The organism is Pseudomonas sp. S3_E10 (genome assembly GCF_054667615.1).
Genome location: NZ_CP162743.1, coordinates 1228066 through 1252759 on the forward strand (window position 1 = coordinate 1228066; position 24694 = coordinate 1252759).

The 24694-nt window shown below is 62.3% G+C and carries 27 protein-coding genes; 14 read left to right on the forward strand and 13 right to left on the reverse strand.

Annotated features, from left to right (window positions below):
* Positions 1 to 2 precede the first annotated feature (2 nt).
* Entirely contained in the window at positions 3 to 2045 is a 2043-nt protein-coding gene (locus AB4N98_RS05365) for a S9 family peptidase (protein WP_065877063.1), read from the forward strand.
* A 68-nt stretch (positions 2046 to 2113) separates the two neighbouring features.
* On the forward strand, positions 2114 to 2599 hold the full coding sequence (locus AB4N98_RS05370; RefSeq protein ID WP_065877064.1) for a cyclic nucleotide-binding domain-containing protein: 486 nt from the start codon (positions 2114 to 2116) through the stop codon (positions 2597 to 2599).
* Here AB4N98_RS05370 and AB4N98_RS05375 read toward each other — a convergent pair.
* Positions 2596 to 2874 (reverse strand): hypothetical protein, encoded by a 279-nt coding sequence (locus AB4N98_RS05375; protein ID WP_026067166.1) that lies wholly within the window; start codon positions 2872 to 2874, stop codon positions 2596 to 2598. The two genes, AB4N98_RS05370 and AB4N98_RS05375, sit on opposite strands and share 4 nt — an antisense overlap.
* 78 nt (positions 2875 to 2952) lie before the next feature.
* On the opposite strand from AB4N98_RS05375, the gene AB4N98_RS05380 reads away from it, so the two are divergent.
* Positions 2953 to 3639 (forward strand): spermidine synthase, encoded by a 687-nt coding sequence (locus AB4N98_RS05380; RefSeq protein ID WP_017526683.1) that lies wholly within the window; start codon positions 2953 to 2955, stop codon positions 3637 to 3639.
* A gap of 57 nt (positions 3640 to 3696) precedes the next feature.
* Here AB4N98_RS05380 and AB4N98_RS05385 read toward each other — a convergent pair whose 3' ends face one another.
* Positions 3697 to 4617, reverse strand: coding sequence for a ParB/Srx family N-terminal domain-containing protein (locus AB4N98_RS05385; RefSeq protein ID WP_135196703.1), 921 nt, complete (start codon positions 4615 to 4617; stop codon positions 3697 to 3699).
* 101 nt (positions 4618 to 4718) lie between these two features.
* On the opposite strand from AB4N98_RS05385, the gene AB4N98_RS05390 reads away from it, so the two are divergent.
* From AB4N98_RS05390 to AB4N98_RS05400, 3 genes are all read left to right on the forward strand, one after another.
* The gene (locus AB4N98_RS05390) at positions 4719 to 5093 is read left to right on the forward strand and encodes a YajD family HNH nuclease (RefSeq protein ID WP_003210675.1); all 375 of its coding nucleotides are present in this window, start codon (positions 4719 to 4721) and stop codon (positions 5091 to 5093) included.
* A gap of 160 nt (positions 5094 to 5253) precedes the next feature.
* Positions 5254 to 5721 carry an RNA methyltransferase gene (locus tag AB4N98_RS05395; protein ID WP_017526685.1) on the forward strand — a complete coding sequence of 156 codons (468 nt, stop codon included), beginning with the start codon at positions 5254 to 5256 and terminating at the stop codon, positions 5719 to 5721.
* A gap of 67 nt (positions 5722 to 5788) precedes the next feature.
* Positions 5789 to 6139 (forward strand): YgaP family membrane protein, encoded by a 351-nt coding sequence (locus AB4N98_RS05400; RefSeq protein WP_017526686.1) that lies wholly within the window; start codon positions 5789 to 5791, stop codon positions 6137 to 6139.
* Between the two features lie 143 nt (positions 6140 to 6282).
* Here AB4N98_RS05400 and AB4N98_RS05405 read toward each other — a convergent pair whose 3' ends face one another.
* Positions 6283 to 7503 carry a hypothetical protein gene (locus tag AB4N98_RS05405; protein WP_017526687.1) on the reverse strand — a complete coding sequence of 407 codons (1221 nt, stop codon included), beginning with the start codon at positions 7501 to 7503 and terminating at the stop codon, positions 6283 to 6285.
* Between the two features lie 13 nt (positions 7504 to 7516).
* The gene (locus tag AB4N98_RS05410; RefSeq protein WP_016971382.1) at positions 7517 to 7966 is read right to left on the reverse strand and encodes a YcgN family cysteine cluster protein; all 450 of its coding nucleotides are present in this window, start codon (positions 7964 to 7966) and stop codon (positions 7517 to 7519) included.
* Between the two features lie 153 nt (positions 7967 to 8119).
* On the opposite strand from AB4N98_RS05410, the gene AB4N98_RS05415 reads away from it, so the two are divergent.
* Entirely contained in the window at positions 8120 to 8713 is a 594-nt protein-coding gene (locus AB4N98_RS05415) for a nitroreductase family protein (RefSeq protein ID WP_135196704.1), read from the forward strand.
* A gap of 26 nt (positions 8714 to 8739) precedes the next feature.
* On the opposite strand, the gene AB4N98_RS05420 is transcribed toward AB4N98_RS05415, so the two are convergent.
* The 5 genes from AB4N98_RS05420 to AB4N98_RS05440 all read right to left on the reverse strand — a co-directional run bounded on the left by AB4N98_RS05420 (position 8740) and on the right by AB4N98_RS05440 (position 13397).
* Positions 8740 to 9672 (reverse strand): D-2-hydroxyacid dehydrogenase, encoded by a 933-nt coding sequence (locus AB4N98_RS05420; RefSeq protein ID WP_065877067.1) that lies wholly within the window; start codon positions 9670 to 9672, stop codon positions 8740 to 8742.
* A 107-nt stretch (positions 9673 to 9779) separates the two neighbouring features.
* A complete protein-coding gene (locus AB4N98_RS05425; RefSeq protein ID WP_017526690.1) occupies positions 9780 to 10073 on the reverse strand; it encodes a YcgL domain-containing protein in 294 nt (97 codons plus the stop codon).
* The gene (gene rnd / locus AB4N98_RS05430; protein ID WP_017526691.1) at positions 10070 to 11203 is read right to left on the reverse strand and encodes a ribonuclease D; all 1134 of its coding nucleotides are present in this window, start codon (positions 11201 to 11203) and stop codon (positions 10070 to 10072) included. The genes AB4N98_RS05425 and rnd overlap by 4 nt, the downstream gene beginning before the upstream one ends.
* Before the next feature lie 122 nt (positions 11204 to 11325).
* Positions 11326 to 11925: a class I SAM-dependent methyltransferase gene (locus AB4N98_RS05435; protein ID WP_017526692.1), complete on the reverse strand. Its 600-nt coding sequence runs from the start codon at positions 11923 to 11925 to the stop codon at positions 11326 to 11328.
* Positions 11926 to 12026: 101 nt separating this feature from the next.
* A complete protein-coding gene (locus AB4N98_RS05440) occupies positions 12027 to 13397 on the reverse strand; it encodes a glutamine synthetase family protein (RefSeq protein WP_135196705.1) in 1371 nt (456 codons plus the stop codon).
* A gap of 367 nt (positions 13398 to 13764) precedes the next feature.
* On the opposite strand from AB4N98_RS05440, the gene AB4N98_RS05445 reads away from it, so the two are divergent.
* Both AB4N98_RS05445 and AB4N98_RS05450 read left to right on the forward strand, forming a co-directional pair.
* Positions 13765 to 14538, forward strand: coding sequence for a transporter substrate-binding domain-containing protein (locus AB4N98_RS05445; RefSeq protein ID WP_026067168.1), 774 nt, complete (start codon positions 13765 to 13767; stop codon positions 14536 to 14538).
* 116 nt (positions 14539 to 14654) lie between these two features.
* Positions 14655 to 15494, forward strand: a complete 840-nt coding sequence (locus AB4N98_RS05450) for a cache domain-containing protein (RefSeq protein WP_217855977.1) — start codon at positions 14655 to 14657, stop codon at positions 15492 to 15494.
* A gap of 69 nt (positions 15495 to 15563) precedes the next feature.
* Here the strand turns inward: AB4N98_RS05450 and AB4N98_RS05455 are convergent, their stop codons facing one another.
* Entirely contained in the window at positions 15564 to 17081 is a 1518-nt protein-coding gene (locus tag AB4N98_RS05455; protein WP_068934967.1) for an MDR family MFS transporter, read from the reverse strand.
* Positions 17082 to 17147: 66 nt separating this feature from the next.
* On the reverse strand, positions 17148 to 18332 hold the full coding sequence (pobA, locus tag AB4N98_RS05460; protein ID WP_175404186.1) for a 4-hydroxybenzoate 3-monooxygenase: 1185 nt from the start codon (positions 18330 to 18332) through the stop codon (positions 17148 to 17150).
* Between the two features lie 189 nt (positions 18333 to 18521).
* On the opposite strand from pobA, the gene AB4N98_RS05465 reads away from it, so the two are divergent.
* Positions 18522 to 19400 (forward strand): helix-turn-helix domain-containing protein, encoded by an 879-nt coding sequence (locus AB4N98_RS05465; RefSeq protein WP_017526698.1) that lies wholly within the window; start codon positions 18522 to 18524, stop codon positions 19398 to 19400.
* Here the strand turns inward: AB4N98_RS05465 and AB4N98_RS05470 are convergent.
* Entirely contained in the window at positions 19393 to 19569 is a 177-nt protein-coding gene (locus AB4N98_RS05470) for a hypothetical protein (RefSeq protein WP_017526699.1), read from the reverse strand. The genes AB4N98_RS05465 and AB4N98_RS05470 overlap by 8 nt on opposite strands.
* A 100-nt stretch (positions 19570 to 19669) precedes the next feature.
* Complete coding sequence (locus AB4N98_RS05475) at positions 19670 to 20575, reverse strand: LysR family transcriptional regulator (protein ID WP_065877070.1); 906 nt, start codon at positions 20573 to 20575, stop codon at positions 19670 to 19672.
* Positions 20576 to 20682: 107 nt separating this feature from the next.
* Between AB4N98_RS05475 and AB4N98_RS05480 the strand changes: the two genes are divergently transcribed.
* The 4 genes from AB4N98_RS05480 (at position 20683) to AB4N98_RS05495 (ending at position 24679) form a co-directional block, all read left to right on the forward strand.
* Entirely contained in the window at positions 20683 to 21549 is an 867-nt protein-coding gene (locus AB4N98_RS05480) for an MBL fold metallo-hydrolase (protein ID WP_065877071.1), read from the forward strand.
* A gap of 34 nt (positions 21550 to 21583) precedes the next feature.
* The gene (locus tag AB4N98_RS05485) at positions 21584 to 22198 is read left to right on the forward strand and encodes an NAD(P)-dependent oxidoreductase (RefSeq protein ID WP_017526702.1); all 615 of its coding nucleotides are present in this window, start codon (positions 21584 to 21586) and stop codon (positions 22196 to 22198) included.
* A gap of 220 nt (positions 22199 to 22418) precedes the next feature.
* The gene (locus AB4N98_RS05490; protein ID WP_017526703.1) at positions 22419 to 23606 is read left to right on the forward strand and encodes a cyanate transporter; all 1188 of its coding nucleotides are present in this window, start codon (positions 22419 to 22421) and stop codon (positions 23604 to 23606) included.
* 137 nt (positions 23607 to 23743) lie between these two features.
* Positions 23744 to 24679, forward strand: a complete 936-nt coding sequence (locus tag AB4N98_RS05495; protein ID WP_065877072.1) for a LysR family transcriptional regulator — start codon at positions 23744 to 23746, stop codon at positions 24677 to 24679.
* Positions 24680 to 24694 lie beyond the last annotated feature (15 nt).

Genomic DNA, 24694 nt, shown 5'->3' on the forward strand with positions numbered 1-24694 from the left:
CCATGCCTATATCGACCGCCCCGATCGCCCGCAAGGCCCCAGGCCAAGACCCGTACGCCTGGCTGCAAGAGCGTGACAACCGCGAAGTACTCGATTACCTCAAGGCCGAAAACGCCTGGCAGGACGCCCAACTCGCCGATCAGGCCGCATTGCGTGAAAGCCTGTTCGAAGAGATCAAGGGCCGCATCCTCGAAACCGACCTGTCGCTGCCCTCGCCATGGGGGCCGTACCTGTATTACACGCGCACCACCGCTGGCGACGAGTACGCCCGCCACTACCGCTGCCGCCGCCCGGCCGACGACAGCAACCAGGTGGACGAGCGCAGCGAAGAGCTGCTACTGGACCCGAACGAACTGGCCAACGGCGGCTTCTTCTCCCTCGGCGCGTTCAGCATCAGCCCCGACCACCAGCGCCTGGCCTACAGCCTCGACACCAGCGGTGACGAGATCTACACCCTGTTTGTGAAGGAATTGGCCAACGGCAAGGTCAGCGAACTGGAGTTTCAGGACTGCGACGGCAGCATGACCTGGGCCAATGACAGCCTGACCCTGTTCTTCGGCGAACTGGACGACACCCACCGCCCGCACAAACTCTACCGCTATCGCCTGGACGGCACGGCGGCGCAGGAAGTGTTCCACGAGCCCGACGGACGTTTCTTCCTGCATTGCTACCGTTCCAGCTCCGAACGCCAGTTGCTGCTGACCCTGGGCAGCAAGACCACCAGCGAAGTCTGGGCGTTGGACGCCGACCAGCCGCACCTGGCCTTTACCTGCCTGGCGCCTCGGGTCGAGGACCACGAATACGATGTCGACCACGGCCAACTCAATGGTGCCTGGACCTGGTTTATCCGCAGCAACCGGGACGGCATCAACTACGCGCTGTTCGTGGCCACCGACATTGGCGACGTGCCCACCGAGGCTGAGTGGCAAAACCTGATCCCCCACAGCGATGACGTGATGCTCGACGGTGTGAGCCTCAATACCGGTGCCATGACCCTGAGCCTGCGCATCGGTGGCCTGCCGGTGATCGAAGTGCACCCTCAGGGCGTGCCGGCGTATCGCGTGGAATTGCCCGACGCCGCCTACAGCCTTTACGTACAGAACAGCCTGGAGTTCGCCAGCGACAAGATTCGCCTGCGTTACGAGGCCCTCAACCGCCCGGCCCAGGTGCGTCAATTGGAGCTGGCCAGCGGCGCGCAACAGGTGCTCAAGGAAACTCCGGTGCTGGGCGTGTTCAACGCCGACGATTACGTAAGCCAACGCCTGTGGGCCACTTCCGCCGATGGCACCCAGGTGCCGATCAGCCTGGTGGTCAAGCGCGACCAGCTCGGTAAAGCCGCGCCGCTGTACCTGTACGGCTACGGCGCCTACGGCTCGAGCCTCGACCCATGGTTTTCCCACGCACGCCTGAGCCTGCTCGACCGTGGCGTGGCGTTTGCCATCGCCCACGTGCGCGGCGGCGGCGAGTTGGGTGAAGCCTGGTACCGCAACGGTAAGCAGGCCCACAAGCAGAACACCTTCAGCGACTTTATCGCCTGCGCCGAACACCTGATCAACAACGGCCTGACCACCTCCAAACAGTTGGCGATCAGTGGCGGCAGTGCCGGTGGCTTGTTGATCGGCGCGGTGCTCAACCAGCGCCCTGAGCTGTTCCAGGCGGCGATTGCCGAAGTGCCGTTTGTCGATGTGCTCAACACCATGCTCGACCCGGAACTGCCGCTGACCATCACCGAGTACGACGAATGGGGCAACCCCGAAGAGCCCGAGGTGTATGAACGCATCAAGGCCTATGCGCCGTACGAAAACGTCCGGCCCCAGGCCTACCCGCACCTGCTGGTGATCGCCGGCTACAACGACAGCCGCGTGCAGTACTGGGAAGCGGCCAAATGGGTGGCCAAGCTGCGTGACACCAAGACGGACGACAACCTGCTGTTGCTCAAGACCGAACTCGGTGCCGGCCACGGGGGGATGAGCGGTCGTTACCAGGGATTACGTGACGTAGCGCTCGAATATGCATTTGTGTTCAAGGCGCTGGGGCTGGTTTAAGGAACTAAGGGCGGCGGTTTTGTCTGAACACAGGACCGCCCACGGATTGATGGATCAAGATTGCAGCCATGGCACTACCGACTTTGATGAGTTCTTCCCTACAAACAGAAATCCGCGAAATGCTCATGGATTGCGGCCTGTTTGACCCTCTGTTGCCGGAAGATTTCCACATCGCCGCCGGCTACTTCAACATCAGCACCATAGCCCGCGATGAAGCGATTTTCCTCGAAGGCGATGCCGGAACCTTCATGTGCATCATCCACAGCGGCCAGGTGGCGGTGCAAAAAACCAACCATGACGGGCAACGCCTGACCATCGCCACCCTGCGCAGTGGCCGGGCCTTCGGTGAAATGGCGGTACTCGACGGCGAGCGACGTTCCGCCAGTTGCGTGGCCGCCAGTGACTGCGTGCTGCTGAACCTGGGCAAGGACTCCCTGGAAAAGATGCTCAACGAAGCGCCCAGGATTGCCGCCAAGATCATCCGGGCGATTGCGATTGCCTTGTCCAAGCGCCTGCGCATGGCGGATGGCCAATTACTCAATCAACAGTTTTAACCGCCGGGCGTCTTCGGCTTGCTGTCGTTCTGCTGCAGGCCAGGCACGGTCTGGTCCTTCGGCGGCGCGGGCAGCACAATAGGCGTCAAGGGCGGCGAGCCGTTGGTCTTGGGCAGTGCCGGCGGGGTGACTTGCGGGTACAGCGTCGGTGTCGGCGTGCCCGGCGCACCGGGGGTTGGCGCGGGTGCGACCGGTACGGTTTGCAACTCCTGAGCCCGTACCCCACCGCAGGCGAGCGCGCTCAACACAATGACCGTTAGAATGCTGCACTTCATCGATGGCTCCATGGCCTGACCGGAATGTCGTAAGGCTACTCCCAACCGCGCAAGAATGCCCTTCCCAATGAGATTTCCATGAAACGTTTCGTTCTGCTGGACACCACCCCGATCCCCGACAACGGCGGTGCCTTGTGCCTGTTCGAATACGGTGAGGATTTTGTCATCAAGATCCAGGGCGGTGATGGCGGCCAACTGATGAACACGCGCATGCACGGTTCCGAAGACGCGCTGGCCGAAATCCCCTGCCGCAAGGTCGCTGGCCGCCCGGCTTCACGGGTGCTGATCGGTGGCTTGGGCATGGGCTTTACCCTGGCGTCGGCGCTCAAGCATTTGGGCAAGACCGCCGAAGTGGTGGTGGCCGAACTGGTGCCCGGCGTCGTGGAGTGGAACCGTGGCCCACTGGGGGAAAAATCCGGGCGCCCGTTGCTCGACCCGCGCACGGTGATCCGCCTGGAAGACGTAGCCAAGGTGCTGCAAGCCGAGCCTCAGGGCTTTGATGCGATCATGCTCGACGTCGACAACGGCCCCGAAGGCCTCACGCAAAAAGCCAACAGCTGGCTCTACTCCGCCGGTGGCCTGGCCGCCTGCGCCAAGGCCCTGCGCCCCAAGGGCGTACTGGCGGTGTGGTCGGCCAGCGCCGACAGGCTGTTCAGCGAAAAACTGCGCAAGGCCGGCTTCAAGGCCGAGGAAGTGCAGGTGTTCGCCCATGGCAACAAAGGCACCCGGCACACCATCTGGATTGCGGAAAAGCTCAAGGGCTGAGCACAACACTGAAGATCAATGTGGGAGCCAGCCCCCTTCCACATTGTTGATCCCTGGTCAGTTATGGGAATTGCGGTAGTCGATCACGTACGGGATTTTCTTATCGAAGGTCTTTTCCAGTTCATCGCGGTCCAGCTGGGTCATGCCGCCCAGTTGCTGGGCGGTGAAGCCGCTGTTCCCGACCTGTGCGCCCGGTGCCAGGCGGACCATGCGTTTGGCCACCGCTTCGATAGCGTCCCTGTAGCCGCTTTTTTTGTTCAGGTCGTACTGGCCCAGATCCATTTGCGTGCGCAGCCAGTTGCCCCAATAGAACTCCAGAAATTCCGGTGCGACCGCCCCCGCGTCCGGCTTGCCGTAGGCAGCCTTGCGGGTGAAATACACCAGGCTGCGAAAGGTGTCGTCCTGCAAGTTCTTGAACCCCAGGTGCGCCGGCAGTTGCCCGGGCTGCAGGGGTTGCCCCTGATTGTTCTTGAGCCAAACCTTGCGGGCCGCTTCCATGCGTTGCCAGAAGGTGGCGAGGTCCGGGCTGTTGCTGAAATCGTCGGTGACCTTGACCCACATTTTCAGCTGCGGGCCACCACCGGGGGCTTCCCATAATGTGGTGAAACTGTGATGACCGTCGGTCAGGTACAACTGGCCGCCGGGGCCGACAACCACGGTTTTCATGTCCTCGGGGTGCGCGCCTACCGGGTCTTTGCAGGTGAAGCTGGTGGGCTGGAGCAGCTTGGCGTTCTTGGGCACCTTGTCGGCCTCGCCCTGACCGTTGGTCTCGCAGTATTCATCGAAGGCTTTGGTAGGTTTGTCGGCAAACAACCCGAGGCTGTAATAGATCTGGTCGAACCCGACCACGGCCTGGGTCGGGTGCAGTTGCTCAAGGGCGACCTCGATCACCTGCCCGGGCCTGGGCGTCGACAACGCCTGGGCCTGAGCCGCCAGGGCGCCGAGTAGCAGTGCAAGTATCCAGGTGTACCGGCGCATAGGGTTCAGCTCCTGATGAATTGAATGAACTGATACTACAAACGCGCGCCGGCGGCTAGAATCAAGCTTATCCGTGACCCACCAGACAGCCAGGAGCCATGATGAGCTCGACCAACCCGCCCTCCCACACCGCCAAGCTGGACCGCATCCTCGCCGATGCCCAGCGCGACCGGGAAATGGGCTATCGCGACAAAGCCCTGAAGATGTACCCCCACGTATGTGGCCGTTGCGCCCGTGAATTCGCCGGCAAACGCCTGAGCGAACTCACCGTTCACCACCGTAACCACAACCATGATGACAACCCCCAGGACGGCTCCAACTGGGAATTGCTGTGCCTGTATTGTCACGACAACGAACATTCGCGCTACACCGACCAACAGTACTTCGGCGAAGGCTCCACCAGCAGCCCGACCATTGCCAAGGCCACGCACAACCCGTTTGCGGCGTTGGCCGGGTTGATGAAGAAAGACGACTGAAGAGGCCCTTGCGACCTCATCGGGAGCCAGCCCCCTCCACACGTTGATGGGTGAATACGTTCAAACGGTGGGAAGGGGCTGGCTCTCGAGAGCGGTGGCCCAAGCAATACATCACCTTCAGGCCGTATAATCGCCGCTTTTCTCCAAGGCACCTTCCCCCGTGGGCAATAAACGCTACAGCTGCATCGGCCTGTATAACCCCAAATCTCCTGAAAACGTCGGTTCGGTCATGCGTGCCGCCGGCTGCTACGGCGTGGCCTCGGTGTTCTACACCGGCGTGCGCTACGAGCGCGCCCGAGACTTCATCACCGACACCAAGAAGGTCCACCACGACATTCCGCTGATCGGTATCGATGACCTGAAAAAAATCCTGCCCCTGGGCTGCATCCCGGTTGCGGTGGAGCTGGTTGAAGGCGCCCGCCCGCTGCCCGAGTACACCCACCCCGACCGTGCGCTGTATATCTTCGGCCCGGAAGACGGCTCGCTGGATAAAGAGATTCGCGACTGGTGCGAAGACGTGGTGTACATCCCCACTACCGGCTGCATGAACCTCGCCGCCACCGTCAATGTGGTGCTCTACGACCGCATGGCCAAGGGCAATAACACCCGCTCGGGCCCCAAGTACTGAGTTTTCGGGAACATCCGGCTCTCGCCGACAGTCAGCTACTTACACTTGCCCTTGTTGGAGACAGATTATGAGCGACAGCAAAACCGTGCGACCTATCATCGAACCCGCGCCACTTCAGTCCCCACCCACGCAAAACGTGCATGGCTGGGAGCGCATCGGCTCGGTGGCCGGTGGCGTGATGATGGTGGGCAAAGGCCTGCGGCGTGGCGGGATTTTCGGTTTGATCCAAGTGGCGATCGGCGGCGTGGCGCTGGCCCGTGGTTTTACCGGGCACAGCTCGCTCAAGGATAAGCTGGAGCAGGGTCGCCAGGAAATGAACAGCGTGCGTACCAAGATTGAGCGCGCGGGTGAAGAGTTGAAAAACTTGAAGACCAAGGCGGAAGTGGCGGCTGAAAAAGCGGTGAAGACCACCGGCTGACCTCGGCCTCCAGACTATTGGAGATTCCAATGTGGGAGGGGGCTTGCTCCCGATAGCAGTGTGTCAGTCAATACATCAGTGACTGAACCACCGCTATCGGGAGCAAGCCCCCTCCCACATTTCGTTTTGTGCAGGGCTACGAATCAGCGCAGGAGTTTGGAATCGAGCACCACCGACGATTCGCCCAGGATGCTCTCGGCCAATTGAACGAAGCCTTGGGTATTGACGCTATCGGCCCGCATCACCGCCTGCGCCAAATCGTCCAGCGAGCGCTTGTTATGGGTTTTCACGCGAATCTCGCGGTCCAGCTCCTGCATCACCAACACCGCCCGTGACACCGTCGCGCCGCTGACGTGTTCGCCGCGCAGGGTGGTCACGTCCTGGCCTTCCCTGGCCAAGCGCACCTGTATCGCTTTATAGCGCTCATCGGTGATGCCGCCGGCACGCCGCAGCAGATCGATGGCGTAGTACTGCGCCAACCCTTCGCTGATCCAGTCACTGGTGTCGTGGTCGTTGAAACGGCCAATGGCTTGCACCACTTCACGCATCAACGGGCTGCTGCCGTTTTCGCTGACCAACGGCGTGCGGCTGTTGAGGTAAATCGAGTCATGCGCCGCAAATGCGCCACGGCGCATCGGGTCACTCGCCCCCACCACCAATAGTTTGCCCGGATGGCGCGGGAACACGGCTTCCACCTGCGGCCAGACGAACGTCAGCAACGTCAGCACATCCATGCGATGCATGGCCTGGCCCTTGGGCGACGCCACGGTGACTTCGGTTTCGCCCAGGCGCACGCGGCGGCTGCCGAGCGTGCCGGCGAGCATCCAGCCGGTGGGGCGGTCGAACAGGCGGGACACGTTGTCGATACGGAACTTGTTTTTGCCGATGCGCGGCCAGGCGGTTTCGATGCTTTTCCAGCCGGCCGGCAGTTCGAACACCAGCCGCGCGACCAACTCGACGCCGTCCTGCTGGTCCAGCCGCGCGCCAGGCACCAGGTCTTCGCCGCGAAACAGCGCCCAGCCCGGGGTGATACGCGCTTCATAGCTGCCCGGCTTGAGCGCCTGGGTCAGGCGTACGCGGTAGCTGAGGCTGGCCTTGTCGGCGCTGGGCTGCCACACGCCGCGGCTGCCCGTGACCTGCCACCGGCCGTCGGCCTTGAAATCGCTGTAGCGACCGTCGCGGCCAAGGTCGAAGTCCAGGCTGCGCACCGCCGAGCCCTGGGCCAGGCTCACACGCACCTGCGCCTGATCGCTCTGGGGCAGCAGCTTGACGTGATAGTCCAGGTCGACTTTGTTGGCGCACCAGGCCGGAGCGCTCAGCACCAGCAGCACCAGGCCTGCCGCCAGCCGGGTTCCCAGCTTCATACACACTCCTTGTTCAGCCCGCGCGGAAGATCAGGTAATCCTCCCAGTCGTCTTCGGGCACGCTGCCTTCACTGAGCATGCGCCCGGACTGGGAAATGCGTTCGTGGTGCACGGCGTCGCGGTCACCGCAGACCAGGTGGTGCCACAGCGGCAGGTCCTTGCGCTCGCTGACCAGACGGTAGCCGCAGGTGGGCGGCAGCCATTTGAACTGGTCGGCCTGGCCTGGGGTGAGCTGGATACAGTCGGGGACCGAGGCGCGCCGGTTGGGGTAGTCGGTGCACTGGCAGGTTTTCAGGTCAAGGAGTTTGCAGGCGATTCGCGTGTAATAGACGCTGTTGTCCTCTTCATCCTCAAGTTTCTGCAGGCAGCACAGGCCACAGCCGTCGCACAACGACTCCCACTCCTCCTGATCGAGGTGTTCGAGGGTTTTGCGTATCCAGAAAGGTTCGACTTTGGCGGCCATGGTTCTACATCAGTATCGGTAGGTGAAAAGGCCGCCAGTCTAGTACCCAAGGCCTTCGGAACCAAGTGCTTACGACTGGCGGCGTTACAAGACTTGTCAGCCCAGTGGGCGCGCAGTAGCTTGGAACGCCGAATCGTCCTTCAGGAGCCGCCCATGAGCGCCAATCCACGTGTTGCCGACCACTCGATCCACACTCAATTCACCGACCGCTGGTCGCCGCGCGCGTTCACCGGCGAGAGCATCCCGAAAGACACCCTGCTGAGTTTCTTCGAAGCCGCACGCTGGGCGCCGTCGGCCTATAACTCGCAGCCATGGCGTTTCCTCTATGCGCGCCGCGACACGGCAGACTGGGCGCGTTTCCTGGGCCTGCTCAATGAATTCAACCGCGGCTGGGCGCAGCATGCGTCGGCCCTGGTGATCATCGCCTCGAAAACCGACTTCATCGCTCCGGGCGCCACCGAAGAAACCCCGGCGCTGTGGCATACCTTCGACACCGGCTCGGCCTGGGGGCACCTGGCGCTGCAAGCCAGCCTCAGCGGCTGGCACACCCACGGCATGGCCGGCTTCGATCAGGACCTGACGCGCAAGGAGCTGAAGATTCCAGACGGTTATGCACTGCATGCCGCCGTGGCGATTGGCAAGCTGGGAGACAAGTCGACCTTGCCGGCGTACCTGCAAGATCGTGAAGCGCCAAGCCCGCGCAAGCCGTTGAGCGAGCTGGTTTGCGAAGGTGACTTCAGCCTGTAGGCCTCCCACATTGGTATTGCGTCGTGTCAGTAACCCCGTGCGAAATCAACTTCCCCGCGCAGCGTTTCCTTGGTCCGGTAGGCACGCAGGTTCTGTAAAAACAACTCGACCATCATCGGCGGCGACGTCGGCGCGGAACTGTGCCCGGTCAACAACAGGCCCCAGGCGGTCCAGAACGGGTGGCGCTGCGGCAGCGGTTCCTGGCGGCACACGTCGATCACCGCGCCGGCCAGGTGCCCTTCTTTCAATGCCTCGACCAGGTCGGCATCGACCACCGCCACACCACGGCCCACGTTGATGAGCAAGCCCGTCGGCTTGAACTGCTTGAACAGCGCGGCGTTATACACATCGTGGGTATTAGGCGTGTTGGGCAGCAGGTTGATCACGTAGTCCACCTCCCCTACCAGCCGGCCCAGTTGTTCGAGCCCGGCCACTTCGATAAAGGGTGCTTGCTCGCGCGCGGTACTGGCGATGCCGTACAGCTTCACGCCAAAGGGTACGAGGAACTCGGCGACGCTCTGGCCGATATCGCCCGTGCCGACGATCAACACCTTGCGCCCCGCCAGGCTCTGGCCCGTGCGGTTGTCCCACTTGCGTTCGACCTGGCTGACCAACCGCGCCAGCACTTCGCGCTCATGGCCCAGCATGTAGGTGAGGACAAATTCGGCCATGACCTGGCCAAAAATGCCGACCGCGCGGGTCAGGCGATAATCGCGCGGCAAGCCTTCGGCCAGCAGCGGCGTAATGCCAGCCCAGGTCGATTGCAGCCATTGCGGACGATGGCCCTGGCGCAACAGCGTTGCCAACAGGTCCGGCTGGCCCAGCCACACCGGGCAATCGGCGGCCAGGCGCGACAGTTCGGCCGAGTCGCCGCTGGTGAGCACCTCAAGGTCCGGCGCCACGTCGTTGAGCAATTGTGCGTAGAGCGGGTGATCCTGTTCAGCAATCAGAACGCGCATGGTTCAAACCTTTCAAAAACAGTGCAGACGGCCGCCCGCATCCTTACGGCCACCGCCCACTAATACGATTTCATTGAAGCAGGTGCCCAGGACAGAGCACCGGTCGATCACATCGGGTCGTTGCGACGCAGCAGCTCTTCGGGCAAGTGTTCGATGTACTCGTCCTCGGCCGGCGGCATTTGCAGGTGGTAGCCCTGCGTGTCGAGGTTTTCCAGGACCACGGCGATGTCTTCGCGCGACAGCTTGCGCTCGGGCGTCAGCACCATGTCGAACGCGTGGTGCGGCTTGCCGAAGGCGGCCATCAAGGGCTCGGGCACGCGCTCGAGGGCATCGCTTTTGAGCACGTAGAGGTACATGCCGTCTTTTTTCAAGCTGCGATAGATGGAGCAGATACGTTTCAAGGCTGTTCTCCGGCAGTGGCCAGGCTGTCGAGCAGCGCCTGGCCCATCAACTCGCGGCGCCAGCCACGCAGCGAGTCTGGCAATTGGTAAGGCCCATCGGGGTAGCCACTTTTAACCAGGGCTTCGAGGGTTTTCTTGCGCAGCATCAGTTCCGGCGCCATGTCCAGGCGCTCGGCGAACGTTTGGCCCAGGGCACGCAGTTGCTTGATCAGCGCGGCGGCATCCACCGGCAGCGGTTCAGCCACGGCGGGCGGCCATTGGTCCATGGGCAGGCTGCCGGCACGTTTGATCAAGTCCAGCAGGAACTGGCCATCCTGGCGCACGGTGCGCGGGTGCATGTCTTCGATCTTGCCCAGTGCGGCGAGGTTGTCCGGCTGGGACTTGGCCAGGGGCCACAACGAGTGCTCGCGAACGATTCGGTTGCGCGGCAGGTCGCGGGCGCGGGCTTGCTGCTCGCGCCAGGCGCACAGCTCTCGCAGCACGGCAAGTTGAGCGCGGGACAGTTTCCAGGCCAGCTTGGCGTCGCGGTACACCTCGTACGGGTCGACTTCGCGGCGCAGGTTGGCCACCAGTTCGGCACCGTCCTCCAGCACCCAGGCGTATTTGTCGTCGGACAGCTGCGGGCGCAGGCGAATGTAGACCTCGGCCAAATGCACCGCGTCTTCGGCGGCGTAGCTGATTTGCGTCTCGGACAATGGCCGCTGCAACCAGTCCGAACGCGTCTCACCCTTGGGCAGTTCGATGTCGAGCACGGCTTGCACCAGGCGCGAATAGCCCATGGAAAAGCCGAGGTTCAGGTAAGCCGCCGCCAATTGGGTGTCGAACAACGGCACCGGCAGGCTGCCGGTCAGACGCAGCAAGACTTCGAGGTCTTCGCTGCAGGCGTGCACCACCTTGATCACCGCTGGGTTTTCCAGCAGCGCGGCCAAGGGTTGCCAGTTGTCAATGGTCAGGGGATCGATCAGGTAAGCGCGTGCGCCATCGCCGATCTGGATCAACCCGGCAATGGGATAAAAGGTGTCGACCCGCATGAATTCGGTGTCGAGGGCGACGAATGGCAACTGCTGCCATTCGGCGCAGTGCTGGCCGAGGCTATCGTTGTCGCAGATCCAGTGAATATCGATGGCCACACGGCTCTCCCTTGAAGAATGGCGCGCAGTATATATCGCGAAAGGGACTTGCGAGCATCCACAGTGCACAGGCAACCATGAAAACTCAGACAGGAGACGAAGAATAGCCCTACAGGGGATGGTTATCCTTTCTTACGCAGCACGTAGACACGCCACAGCGCGGAGCCCGGAATGAATTCCTGGTAATTCAGGACTTTGAAGCCGGCCTGGCGAAACTCATCGTCCACTGCCGTACGCGAGTTGACGGAGACAATCACCGTGTCGCGGCTGACCCGGTGAAACTCGCGCAGCAACGCCAGTCGCCCTTCACTGCTGGGCACATGACGAAACAACTCCAGGCAGAAGATGCAATCCACCGCATTCGCCGACAGACCAATGGAAAACGCCGAGCCCTGAAAGGTCTTGATCCGCTTGAGCAATGCCGCCGGGTGATGGGTACAGGCGTGATCGAGCATGGCCTGGGAGTTGTCCGACGCCAGGATCACCCGGTTGACGTGCTCGGCCAACACCGGCCAGAACCGCCCCGCGCCGCAGGCCAGGTCGAGGATCAGCCCCGGTTCGCCGGCCACTTTGAGCGCCTGGCGTACCAACCACTCGTCGCGCCACGACGCCAGGCGGCGGCGTAGCCCAGGCGGGCGCGTGTCGCCGCAGGCCCTGGCGTGTTCGCGGTCACAGCGTTCGGCGTATTCGATCTCGATCGAGGAGGGAGGTTGTGGCGACATCATCGGCTCATAAGGGTTAAACGGGAGTGAACGACCTTGATTCGCAGCTTAACCACTGCAACGTGAAAAAAAGGTCGAAGCCATCACGCCCGTTGATCGGCTCAGGCCTGATGCAAATACCAACGCCAATCCTGCTCCCCCACCTCACCCATGAACTGGCGATATTCAGCACGTTTGACCGCCAGGTACACGCCAAGGAACTCGCTGCCGAATGCCTCCCTGGCCCAGCTGGAATCTTCCAGCGCGCGCAGGGTGGTGAGCCAGTCGGTGGGCAAAAGGCTCCTGGCCTGGGCGTAACCGTTACCCTCGACCGGCGCGCCGGGGTCGCATTGTTCGCGGATTCCCCGGTGGATGCCGAGCAGGATCGCGGCGGCGGCCAGGTAGGGATTGGCGTCGGCGCCACAGATACGGTGCTCGATGTGCCGGGAGCTGGCCGGGCCGCCCGGCACGCGCAGGCTGACGGTGCGGTTGTCCACCCCCCATGTGGCGGCCAGGGGTGCGTAGCTGTTGGCCTGGAAGCGCCGATAGGAGTTGGCGTTGGGGCAGAACATCAGCAGCGAGTCGAGCAACGTGCCGAGCATGCCGCCCACCGCATGCCGCAGCAGCGGCGTACCGTCGCCGGCCTCGCTGGCGAACAGGTTGTTGCCCTCGGCATCCGCCAGGCTCACGTGCATATGCATGCCGGTGCCCGCCAGGTCGTCGAACGGCTTGGCCATGAAGCAGGCGCTCATCCCGTGCTTGTGGGCCACGCCCTTGACCAGGCGCTTGTAGCGCACGGCTTCGTCCATCGCCTGCAGGGCATCGGCGCGGTGTTGCAGAGTGATTTCCACCTGGCCCGGGGCGTACTCGGAAATCGCCGTGCGCGCCGGAATGCCTTGCAGCTTGCAGGCGCTGTAGAGGTCAGCGAGGAAGGGTTCGATCTGCTCCAGTTCGCGCAACCCGTAGACCTGGGTCGAACGCGGGCGACCGCCGTCGACATCCCGCGCCGGTTGGGGGCGGCCGTTGCCATCGGGTTTCTGGTCGAGCAGATAGAACTCCAACTCGGCCGCCATCACCGGGTAATAGCCGTCGGCCTTGAGCGCGTCGATTACCCTGGCCAGCAAATGCCGAGGGTCGGCCACGGTGGCGGGCAGGCCTTCAGTGGGGTGCATGCTGACTTGCACCGCGGCGGTCGGGATCAGGCGCCAGGGCATGCGTTGCAAACTGCCGCTGATCGGGTAGGCGCGGCAGTCGATGTCGCCCACGTCCCACACCAGGCCGGAGTTTTCCACGTCGTCGCCATTGATGGTCAGGCCCAGGATGGTGCTGGGCAACGGGCGCCCGCATTGATACACCGCCAACAGTTCATCCCGGTGCAGCAACTTGCCGCGCGGTACGCCGTTGTTGTCGAGGATGAACAGCTCGAACATCTCGATGTCGGGGTTGTGCTCAAGGAAGGATTGGGCTTCGTGCAGGCTGGCAAACACACTCATGGCGGTTCTCATACGGTTGCGACTGGCGGGCGCGCGGGCGCCGCCGGGCAGATGCGCACAGGCGCGCGTCATCCATGGGGTAGATCAACGTAGGAGAGAGGTGTCTGGAGGGCGTGCATGCCGACAGTGAAACAACGCCCAGAACGCCAGCGTGGACGGCAGTGTCGCAAGGTGCGTATCAGCGGAACCGTCCATGGGCGAATCACGGTGAGGTACAGGCCCGCAGCGTCACACGCCTGGGCAGGCGGTTAAATTCAGGGATGCCGGAGTGTGGTTGCAACCCGGCTAAACATTCGCCGCGCCTTGCCACCCTGCCCCGCGCTGGAAATAATGGCTGCCCCCGACCATGCCCCAAGGACTCGACCGCATGAAAGCTCCGCTCGCCCTGTGTGTACTGGCAACCCTGGCCACCAGCGCCCTGGCCGACACCGCCCCGTCGCGCCTGGATGAAGTGCTGCAACGCGGCACCCTCACCGTGTGCACCACCGGCGACTACAAGCCCTATACCTCCCTGCGCGCCGACGGCACCTATGAAGGCATCGACATTGCCATGGCCGAGTCCCTGGCCAAGAGCCTCACTGCCAAGCTCATCTGGGTGCCCACCACCTGGAAAACCCTGATGCCGGACTTTCTTGCCAAGCGCTGTGATATCGCCGTAGGCGGTATTTCGGTGTCGCTGGAGCGCCAGAAAAAGGCGTTCTTCAGCCAGTCTCTCGGCGAAGACGGCAAGATCCCGCTGGTGCGCTGCGCCGATGTGCAGCGCTACCAGACCGTCGAACAGATCAACCAGCCGCAGGTACGGGTGATCGAGCCGGCCGGCGGCACCAACGAAGTGTTCGCCCGCGCCCACCTGGGCCAGGCGCAGATCCGCCTGCACGACAACGTGACCATCTTCGACGAACTGCTCGCCGGCAAAGCCGATGTGATGATCACCGACGCCAGCGAAGCGCGTTACCAGCAAAAACTCAAGCCCGGGCTGTGTGCGGTCAACCCGCAGCGGCAGATGCAGTACAGCGAAAAAGCCTTTTTGCTGCCGCGCGACGATATGGCCTGGAAAAGCTATGTCGACCAGTGGCTGCACCTGAGCGTGGCCACAGGCGAGTACCAAGCCATCGTCAAGCAGTGGCTGGCGGCGCCTTGATCAACGGGCACGCGGCGCGGCGGCAGGCAGTTGGAGGGTAAATACCTCCCGACAAACCGCTCTGATCAGCCGGCACCGTCTACGCTCTTGGAAATCAACAAAACGAGGGACGGGTCATGAAGGCACTGTTGCGGATCACCTGGCTGCTGTTGTTGTGTTTCAGCCAGGTGCACGCCAATCCAACTCAGGCTCAAGACGCCGAGGCGGCCAAGGCCCTGCTGGAAAAAGCCCTGGCTTACTACCAGAGCCATGGCGACAAGGCATTCGCCACGTTCAGCCGCCAGGGCGACTTTATCGACCAGGACCGCTACGTATTCGTGGTCGATACCCAAGGTGTGTTGCTGGCCAGCGGCGGGCCCTCTTCGGCCTTGATCGGCCGCGACGTGTCTGAAGTATTGGGGCCGGACTTGCGCCAGTCATTCAAGGACGCCCTCAAGGTACCCGAAGGCCAGGGTATCCAGCAGGCCGACTACCGCTGGCAGAACTGGAACGACGGCAAGGTCGAGCACAAGCATGTGTTTTATCAGCGCGTCGGCGAACGCATCCTCGCGGTGGGTTATTACCTGCCACGGGCCACGCCGGAACAGGCGCGCGCCCTGCGCAACAAGGCGGTGAACGCGCTGGTCAAGGATGAGGCCGGCACGCTCAAGGCCATCAACTCATTGCAGGGTGGCTTCCTGCAGGACGACCTGTATGTGTTTGTGGTGGACCTGAACACCCGACGCTACGTGGCCCACGGCACCAACCTGAGACTGATCAACACGGACTTCAGCAAGATCAAGGACCCGGATGGCAAACCGGTGGGCGAGCCGATTCTCAAGCTGATGGCCGAGCAGGACCAGGGGGAATACAAGTACCGCTGGAAAAACCCGGTGACCGATAAGGTCGAGAACAAACATGCTTATATCCGCAAGAGCGGGCACTTCATGGTGGCGGTGGGTTACTACAGCCCCTGAAGCTGAAATGCGGTAAAAAAATGTGGGGGGGGCAGGCCCCCTCACAGATTTTGATCTCTATGGTGTCCGTTATCTGGCCTTGTCTTCGCGGCCGCGCAGTACCCGATTCGGCATGGCGATGGCGGCCGCGAGCCCCAATAGAGACACCGCTGCACTCACCATCAGCAAATGCCGGAACGTCACCGCCAGTTCCCCGCGCAAGGCATCCTGCGCCGGGCCTGGAGCGGCGTTCAGCCCGTCCAACAACACGTTGCCGGAACTGCCCTCGGCCACCAGCGCACCGCTGGCCAGGTGGGCGAAGCTGGAGTCCTGCAACAACGCCAGCAGCAACGCCGACATACAGGCCACGCCCACCGCGCCACCAAGGGAGCGGAACAGGTTAGTGGTGCTGGTGGCAACGCCGATGTCGCGCTGTTGCACCGAGTTTTGCGAGCCCACCAGCGAGGTCGGAAATTGCATGCCGGCGGCGATCCCGCACAGCAGCATGAACACGCCGGTGAGCAGCACGTCCTGAGGCGCACTCACAGCCATGCCCATAATCGCCAGCGGGCTCAACAGCGCACCGCTGAGGATCATCGGTTTATAGCGCCCTGTCACCGAGGTCATGCGCCCGGCGGTATACGCGCCCATCGGCAGGCCCATCGCCAGGGGCAGCAAGTGCAAGGCCGCGCTGTCGGCACCGCCGCCGGTCACGGCCTGAAAGCGCAGCGGCATCAACACTGTCAGGGAAATGGCCTGGAAGCTGGTGAAGAAAATCGTGCACCAGCACAACACCGCGCTGCGGTTGGCGAACAGGTGCATCGGCAGCAAGGGCTCCGGCGCACGGCGTTCGTGCCACACAAACAGCGTCAACGCCACCAGCGCGCACGCCAGCAGGCCGAGCACCTGGCTGTCACGCCAAGGCCGGCCCTGGCCGATTTCGGTGATGCCCAGCAGCAAGGCGGTCAGGCCGATGATCATCAGCACGGTGCCGAGGTAATCGATGATCGGCTTGCGCTGCGGTATCGGCAGCCCCACCAGGGTGCGATAGGCCACGTACCAGGCGCCGGCGCCCAGCGGCAGGTTGATCAGGAACACCCAGCGCCACGACAGATATTCGGTCATGTAACCGCCCAGCACCGGCCCGGCCACGCTGGCGACCGCATACATGCTGCTGAAATAGCCCTGGTAACGCCCGCGCTCACGGGGCGCGATGATGTCGCCGATGATCGCCTGGCTCACCGAGATCATCCCCCCCGCCCCGATGCCTTGCAGCACCCGCGCCAGCACCAGTTGCTCCATGCTTTGGGCCAGGCCGCAAAACAGCGACGCCACGGTGAACAGGCCCATGCCGATCAGCATCATCGGGCGGCGCCCGTACAGGTCGCCCAGCTTGCCGTAGATCGGCACCGCCACGGTCATGGCCACCATGTAGCCGGAGATCACCCAGGCCAGCAGGTTGACATCGTGGAACCGCGCGGAGATGGCGGGCATGGACACTGCGACGATGGTCTGGTCCAGGGCGCCAAGGAAGATCGCCATCATCAACGAGGCGAGGATACTGCGCACCGCCGGGAGCGGCGGTGCGGGCTGATTGAGCTGAGTCACGGTAGAACCTTCGAGCCAGGCCGGCAGGCAACGGCAGCCCACGGCAATGCTCGATACGATAGCAGGCTATTCGATAGCCTCGTAAGGAAGCCCGACGTAATTTTCCGCGATGGTTTTACGCCCGGCTTCGGAGTGAATGAAGTACTCCAGCTCGCTCTGGGCAATGCGCTGGCTGAAGCCATCGGCCTCCGGGAATTGATGCAGCATCGAGGTCATCCACCAGGAGAACCGCTCGGCCTTCCACACGCGGCGCAGGCAAATGGCGGAGTAGCGTTCCAGCAAATCCACGCGTCCTTCGCCATACACCTTGAGCAGGATCCGGAACAGGGTGCTCACGTCACTGGCGGCCAGGTTCAGGCCCTTGGCACCGGTGGGCGGCACGATATGCGCCGCATCCCCGAGCAGGAACAGGCGCCCGTATTGCATCGGCTCCACCACGAAACTGCGCAGCGGCGCGATGCTTTTTTCAATCGAGGGGCCGGTGACCAGCTGTGCGGCCAGGGCGCTGGGCAGACGGGTTTTCAGTTCGTCCCAAAAGCGCGCGTCAGACCACTCATCCAGCGGCTCCTCGGCCGGCACTTGCAGGTAATAGCGGCTGCGGGTGGGCGAACGCATGCTGCACAGGGCAAAGCCACGCGGATGCTTGGCGTACACCAGTTCATCGTGCACCGGTGGCGTGTCGGCGAGGATGCCCAACCAGCCAAAGGGGTAGACGCGCTCGAAGACTTTCAATGACTCCGCAGGGATCGACTGGCGCGCCACGCCGTGGAAACCATCGCAACCGGCGATGTAGTCGCAGTCCAGGCGATACGCCTGGCCCTGGTGCTCGAAGGTCAGCCAGGGGCGATCGGTTTTCAGGTCGTGGGGCTGCACATGGCTAGCTTCGTAAAAAGTCTGGGCCCCGGCGGCGGCGCGAGCGGCCATCAGGTCACGGGTGACTTCGGTCTGGCCGTAGACCATCACCGACTGGCCGCCGGTGAGGGCCTTGAGGTCGATATGGGTGAGCTGGCCATTGAGCGCCAGTTCGAAGCCATCATGCACCAGGCCTTCGGCCTCCATGCGCTGGCTGACACCGGCCTCGCGCAGCAGGTCGACCATGCCTTGTTCCAGCACCCCGGCGCGGATACGGCCTTGCACGTAATCGGCGCTCTGGCGCTCCAGGATAAGCGTCTGGATCCCGGCGTTATGCAGCAGCTGGCCGAGCAGCAGTCCGGAGGGACCGGCGCCAATGATGGCGACTTGGGTTTTCAGCGTTTTCATTATTTTTATCGCCCGCACGTTACACCCGAACGGATCAGGTGAAAGAGTTGTCATTGCTGAGGTAGCTGACATTTTTCACTTGAGTGGGCGGCATAAGAAGGTGAAAACTTAGCCAAAGCCTGCGCTTTTTGCCAATTGGGGCGATTACCGAACAACTATCCTGAGTGTCGGATTGAAACCATGACTAAAACCGCGATTCCGGTCTTCAAGCTTTACGGAGAAAGCCAGCAATGGCCGACCCCCGATTTGTTGCACTGCGAAACCATTTCCCGCCGCAGTCGGGAATACCAGTGGGAAATCCAGCCCCACCGGCACGCGGATCTGTGCCAGTTGTTGTATGTACACAAAGGCCAGGCACAGCTGGAAATCGAGGGCCAGCGCACCACGCTCAACGAAGCCACGCTGCAGGTATTGCCGCCGTTATGCGTGCACGGATTTCGCTTTGCCGAAGATGTCGAAGGCTATGTGGTGACCCTGGCGGCGCCGCTGGTCAGCCATTTGCAGGCCCAGTTGGGCGCCACGGCAGGCGGCCTGCAGGCGTTGGGCAGTTACCCGGCGGGCGCGGACAGCGACTACCTCAACAGCCAGTTCGCCCGCCTGCAAGCGGAATACGCCAACGAACAACCGGCACGGGACATGATGATGCACGCCTTGATCAGCGTGCTGCTGGTGTGGATCAGCCGCCAGGCCATCCAACGTCGCCACCCGCGCGCACCACGGGGCAGCGAGTATTTCCGGCGCTTTACCCAACTGGTCGAACAGCATTACCGCGAACACCCGAAGATCGAGGACTTGGCCCACAAGCTGGGTATTTCGGTCTCACACCTGAATGGAACCTGTCGCGAGCTGGGTGGGCAGCCAGCGTTGCAGATCATGCATGACCGCCAGTTGCTGGAAGCCAAGCGCTTGCTGACTTACACCAGCATGACCATCAATGAAATGTCGGAGGTGCTGGGTTTTTCCGACCCCACCAACTTCTCTCGGCTGTTTCGCCGACGGGTCGGGTTCTCACCCAAGGCGTTTCGCGAGCAACTCAAGGCTGAACCGCCGCTTACCTGAGTGCACTGAAACTGCCGGAGTGGGGAACGCAGTGGTCCTGATGGCAGCTGATCGCGAAGGTCGGCTGCATACGGGTCTGTTCCACCCGGTAGGCGGCAGTCCCGTAGAGTGCGCTGGCCAAGGCGCAGAGGGTGAAAATCATCAGGTATTTTCTGGTTTTGATGCTCATGGCACAGACCTCTGGACGGATCCACACGGTGCTGTTTAAAGCATAGGCCAGCCAGGGCGAGTTGCCATTATTGGGCGACATTCAACAGCGTTATGTCGCCCTAGAGACCGATATCCCATGCCGGCTCTTCGGGGAACCTCAGCACCAGGAAATCCAGCAGGCTGCGCAGCGCCGAGGGCATGTGTTTACGCGAGGCATACACCGCGTAGATGTTCATTTGCCGGGGGGCGGCCTGGGGCAGCAGTTTCACCAATTCGCCGCGGCGGATGTGATCACCGGCCTGGTAACTGGGCAGCATCGCCACCCCGGCCCCGGCCAGCGTCACGCGCAGCAGGGTGCTGGCCTCGTTGGCCGTGATATTGCCGTGCACTGGCACCGACACGTGCTCACCCTGCTCTTCGAAATGCCACAGGCTTTTGCCGAAATACGAGTGGGTCAGGCAGTTGTGCCGCGCCAGGTCTTCGACTTTTTGCGGCGCCGGATGCTCCAGCAGATACGCCGGGGACGCGCACACCACCGAGCGACACACGGTCAGGCGCCGGGCGATCAGGTTGGGGTCCAGGTCGTTACTGGTGCGGATGGCCAGGTCGATGCGCTCATCCACCAGGTTCACCGTGCGGTCGAGCATTTGCAGGTCGACCGTGACCAAGGGGTAGCGCTTGACGTATTCGGCAATGGCCTCGGCCAATTGCGCCTGGCCAAATGAAGTGCTGACGCTCAAGCGCAGCAGGCCGCGAGGCGCATCGTCGGGTTCGCTGACGGCGGCCTGCATGTCACCGCACAGTTCCAAAAGTTGCCGGCAGCGCGGCAAGGTTTCGCTGCCGGCGGCCGTGAGGCTCAGTTTGCGCGTGGTGCGGTGCAGCAGGCGCGCGCCGACCCAGTCTTCCAACTCGGCCAAATAGCGCGACACCACCGGGCGCGACAGGTCCAGATGATCAGCCGCGGCAGACTGGCTGCCCAGGTCCACCACGGTGACGAATACCCGCATTGCTTGAAGACGATCCATGATTTGCCCGATTTCAGAAACAAACTATGTCCCAGCATCGCATTTTTAGTCTTGTTTGGTGCAACTAAGCTCTATGCACTCTTTGAACCGATTGCTGGAGCTGCCCGATGTTCTCAACCTTCAAGCGCTTGACCCTGGCCACCGCCGCCCTGGCATTTGCCGCCCATGCGGCAGCGGCCGACCTGAGCCTGGACGTGTACAACCCTGGCGAGGCGGCGATCTTCCCGGTGACCTCGGTGCTGGTCAGCGGCGCCAAGGACGCGATCCTGGTGGACGCGCAATTCGGCAAAGGCCAGGCCGAGCAGTTGGTGCAGAAGATCCGCGCCAGCGGCAAAAACCTGACCACCATCTACATCAGCCACGGCGACCCGGATTATTACTTCGGCCTCGACACCCTCACCGCCGCGTTCCCGAAAGCCAAGGTAGTGGCGCCGCAACCGGTGGTCGACCATATCAACGCCACCGTGGCCGGCAAATTGGCGTTCTGGGGCCCGAAAATGGGCGCCGACAAACCGGCCAAGACCATCGTGCCGCAGGTGTTACAAGGCCATAGCCTGACGCTCGAAGGCCAGCAGCTGGACGTAATCGGCCTGGACGGCCCGCAGCCGGATCGCAGCTTTGTGTGGATCCCCTCGATAAAAGCCGTGGTCGGTGGAGTAGTGGTCGCCGAGAACATCCACGTGTGGATGGCCGACACCCAAAGTTCGCAGTCTCACAAAGACTGGCTGGCCACCCTGCAACGCATTGCAGACCTGAAGCCGCGCACCGTGGTCCCCGGCCACTACCTGGGCACACCGTCGCCGGCCTCGGTGGCATTTACCGCCGACTACATCAAGGCGTTCGACCTCGAAACCGCCAAGGCCAAGGACTCCGCCGCGCTGATCGCGGCCATGAAAAAGCGTTACCCGACCCTGGCTGACGAAAGCTCGCTGGAGCTGAGCGCCAAAGTCGCCAAGGGCGAAATGAAGTGGTGAAACCGTTCAAACCTTAACCGTACTGGAGAACATCATGAGCACAATCGCAATTATTGGGGCCACTGGCCGTGCGGGTAGTCAACTGCTGGAAGAAGCGCTGCGTCGCGGGCATAGCGTGGTGGCTATTGCGCGTAATACCGACAAGCTGGCCGCGCGCCCGGACGTCACCGTTAAACAGGTCGATGCGCTGAACGCCGAAGCCCTGCAACAGGCAATCAGCGGTAGCGATGTGGTGATCAGTGCCGCGCACTTCGCCACCCTCCCCGCCAGTGCCGTGATCGGCCCGGTGAAAAAGGCCGGCGTACCACGCTTGCTGGTGGTGGGCGGCGCGGGCTCGCTGTTGCTGCCGGGTGGCGGCCGGGTGATCGACAGCGAGGGGTTCCCTGCCGAGTACAAGGCCGAGGCCAGCGCAGGTGCTGAATTCCTGGAGGCCCTGCGCCAGGAAGCACAATTGGATTGGACGTTCCTGTCGCCATCGGCGCTGTTCGATGGCACCGAACGCACCGGTAAATTCCGCCTGGGCCAGGATAATTTGCTGGTGGGCAGTGACGGTAAAAGCTCGATCAGCTTTGCCGACTATGCCATCGCCATGCTCGATGAAGTGGAAACACCGAAGCACTCGCGCCAACGCTTTACCGTCGGTTACTGACCCAACGCGGTCAAAAATGTGGGAGGGGGCTTGCTCCCGATAGCCGCGGATCAGTCAGGATGTAACCACTGAACCACCGCTATCGGGAGCAGGCCCCCTCCCACATTTTGATAGGTGCTCTTGCAGCCACTGCAATTTTTCAATAGTGCCTGCGACTTTCTCATTTGCCCCACTCCCCCAACCATGGCCTGATTGCCCCTTGTTCACCCAAGGCAGGCCCATGGAAAACGTTCAGGCAAAACCCACCACCGCCCTCTGGCTGATGATCAGCGTGGTACTGGTCGCCCTTAACCTGCGCCCATCGATGGCGGCGGTAGGCCCCTTGTTGGCGTCGATTCGCGGCGATGTGCCGTTGAGTTTCAGCAGCGCGGCGTTGCTGACCATGCTGCCGGTGATGGCCATGGGCCTGGCGATGTTCTTTGGCATGGGCCTGGCCAAGCGTGTTGGCGAGCACCGCAGCATTGTGTTGTCGCTGGTGGTGATTGGCGTGGCGACGTTGTCGCGGTTGTTCCTCGATTCGGCGCTGGAGCTGATCGTCAGCGCCATCGCGGCGGGCATCGGTATTGCGATGATCCAAGCGTTGATGCCGGCGCTGATCAAGTCGCGCTTCAGCAACAATGTTTCCCTGTTCATGGGCCTGTATGTCACCGCCATCATGGGCGGCGCGGCGCTGGCGGCAGCGTTCTCGCCCTTCGTGCAAGTGCACACCGGCAGTTGGCGCATCGGCTTGGCGATCTGGGCAGTGCTGGCGCTGGTGGCGGTGGTCGTCTGGTACGCCCAGCGCTCGGTGCTGCCACCGTTACCCCACGCCGGTTCAGGCGCACAGGAAGCTTTTTTCGGTAATGGTCGCGCCTGGCTGCTGGCGATCTTTTTTGGCCTTGGCACAGCGTCCTACACCTGTGTACTCGCCTGGCTGGCGCCGTACTACGTCGAGCAAGGCTGGAGCGAACAAAACGCCGGTTTACTGCTGGGTTTCCTGACGGCGATGGAAGTCGTGTCCGGCCTGGTTACCCCGGCCATTGCCAATCGGCGCCGGGATAAACGCAGCGTGGTGGCGGTGTTGCTGGTGCTGATCATCATCGGCTTCTGTGGGCTGATCCTGAGCCCGCACCAGCTGAGCCTGTTATGGCCATGCCTGCTCGGCCTGGGCATCGGCGGGCTGTTCCCGATGAGCCTGATCCTTTCCCTGGACCACCTGGACAACCCGCGCCGTGCCGGTGGGCTGACCGCGTTCGTACAAGGTATCGGCTACCTGATTGCCGGCTTGTCGCCGCTGATCGCCGGGATGATTCGCGACCAATTGGGCAGCTTCGAATGGGCCTGGTGGGCGCTGACGGCGGTTGTGGTGGTGATGCTGTTGATCGTCATGCGCTTTGACCCCAGGCATTACGCGCAACATATCCGCTGACGTCGTGTTGCAAACAGTATTTGTCCCACCCAAAACATAGAAAAAACCTACAGCTCTTTCTATTGGCACGCCCGTTCCGTTAAGCTTTTGCGCTGTTGTGTACTGAGTTCGGTACAGCGGGTTTACGGACGGAATGGATGCTAAACAGTAACTTGCTCAGAAAACTCGATATGCAGGACTTGATGGTATTTATCGCCGTCTACGATCAGAGCAGCGTTACCGATGTTTCAGAAACGCTGTTCGTCAGCCAGTCCACCGTGAGCTACAGCCTGAAGAAGCTGCGCACCAGTTTTGAAGACGAGTTGTTTATCAACACTCGGGCGGGCATGCGTCCTACGCACAAGGCCACGACCATGTACGGCCATGTGCAAAAGATCCTCGAAAGCATCAACCTGTGCCACGCCGGTGGCCAGGCCTTCGATCCCACGCAGAAGGCCGTGACCTTCAATATTTGTGCCCCGGAATACTTCGAGCAATTGATCCTGCCGCGCCTGTTGAAAACCTTCGACCGCGCCGACCTGCCGGTGATCGTCAATGTGCAGAAACTGGAAACCGACATCCCCGCCGACGACCTGCGCGAAGGCCGCCTGGACCTGGTGATCTGTTTCGGCCCGCATTTTCACCGCGCCCATAAAGACTTCAAGACCCAGATGCTGCTGGAAGACGATTTGGTGTGCGTGTTCGACAAACGCTCGGCTCCCCGGGAGCCCGCATTCAGCCTGCAATCGTTCGTCGAGCGGCGCCACGTATTCCCCACGCCATGGACGTCCGATACCAACATGATCGACGGCTGGCTCGCCCGCCAGGCCCACAAGCGCCACGTGATCGCCCGGGCCAACAGCTACAGCGCAGCCTTAAAGATGATCACCGGCACCGACTTTATCGTCACCCTGCCCCGCCGCGTGCAAAAGCTGCTGGCTTTGGCCCCCGCCTACGGCCACTGCGAGGCGCCCAACGGGTTGCCTGGGTTCACGCTGGATATGCAATGGAATGAAACCAGTGAACAGGACAGCGCCAATACCTGGTTTCGCGAGCAAGTGGTGAAGGTGTGTGCCGAGCAAGGTCTGCTCTGAACACCGGTGGTGAGG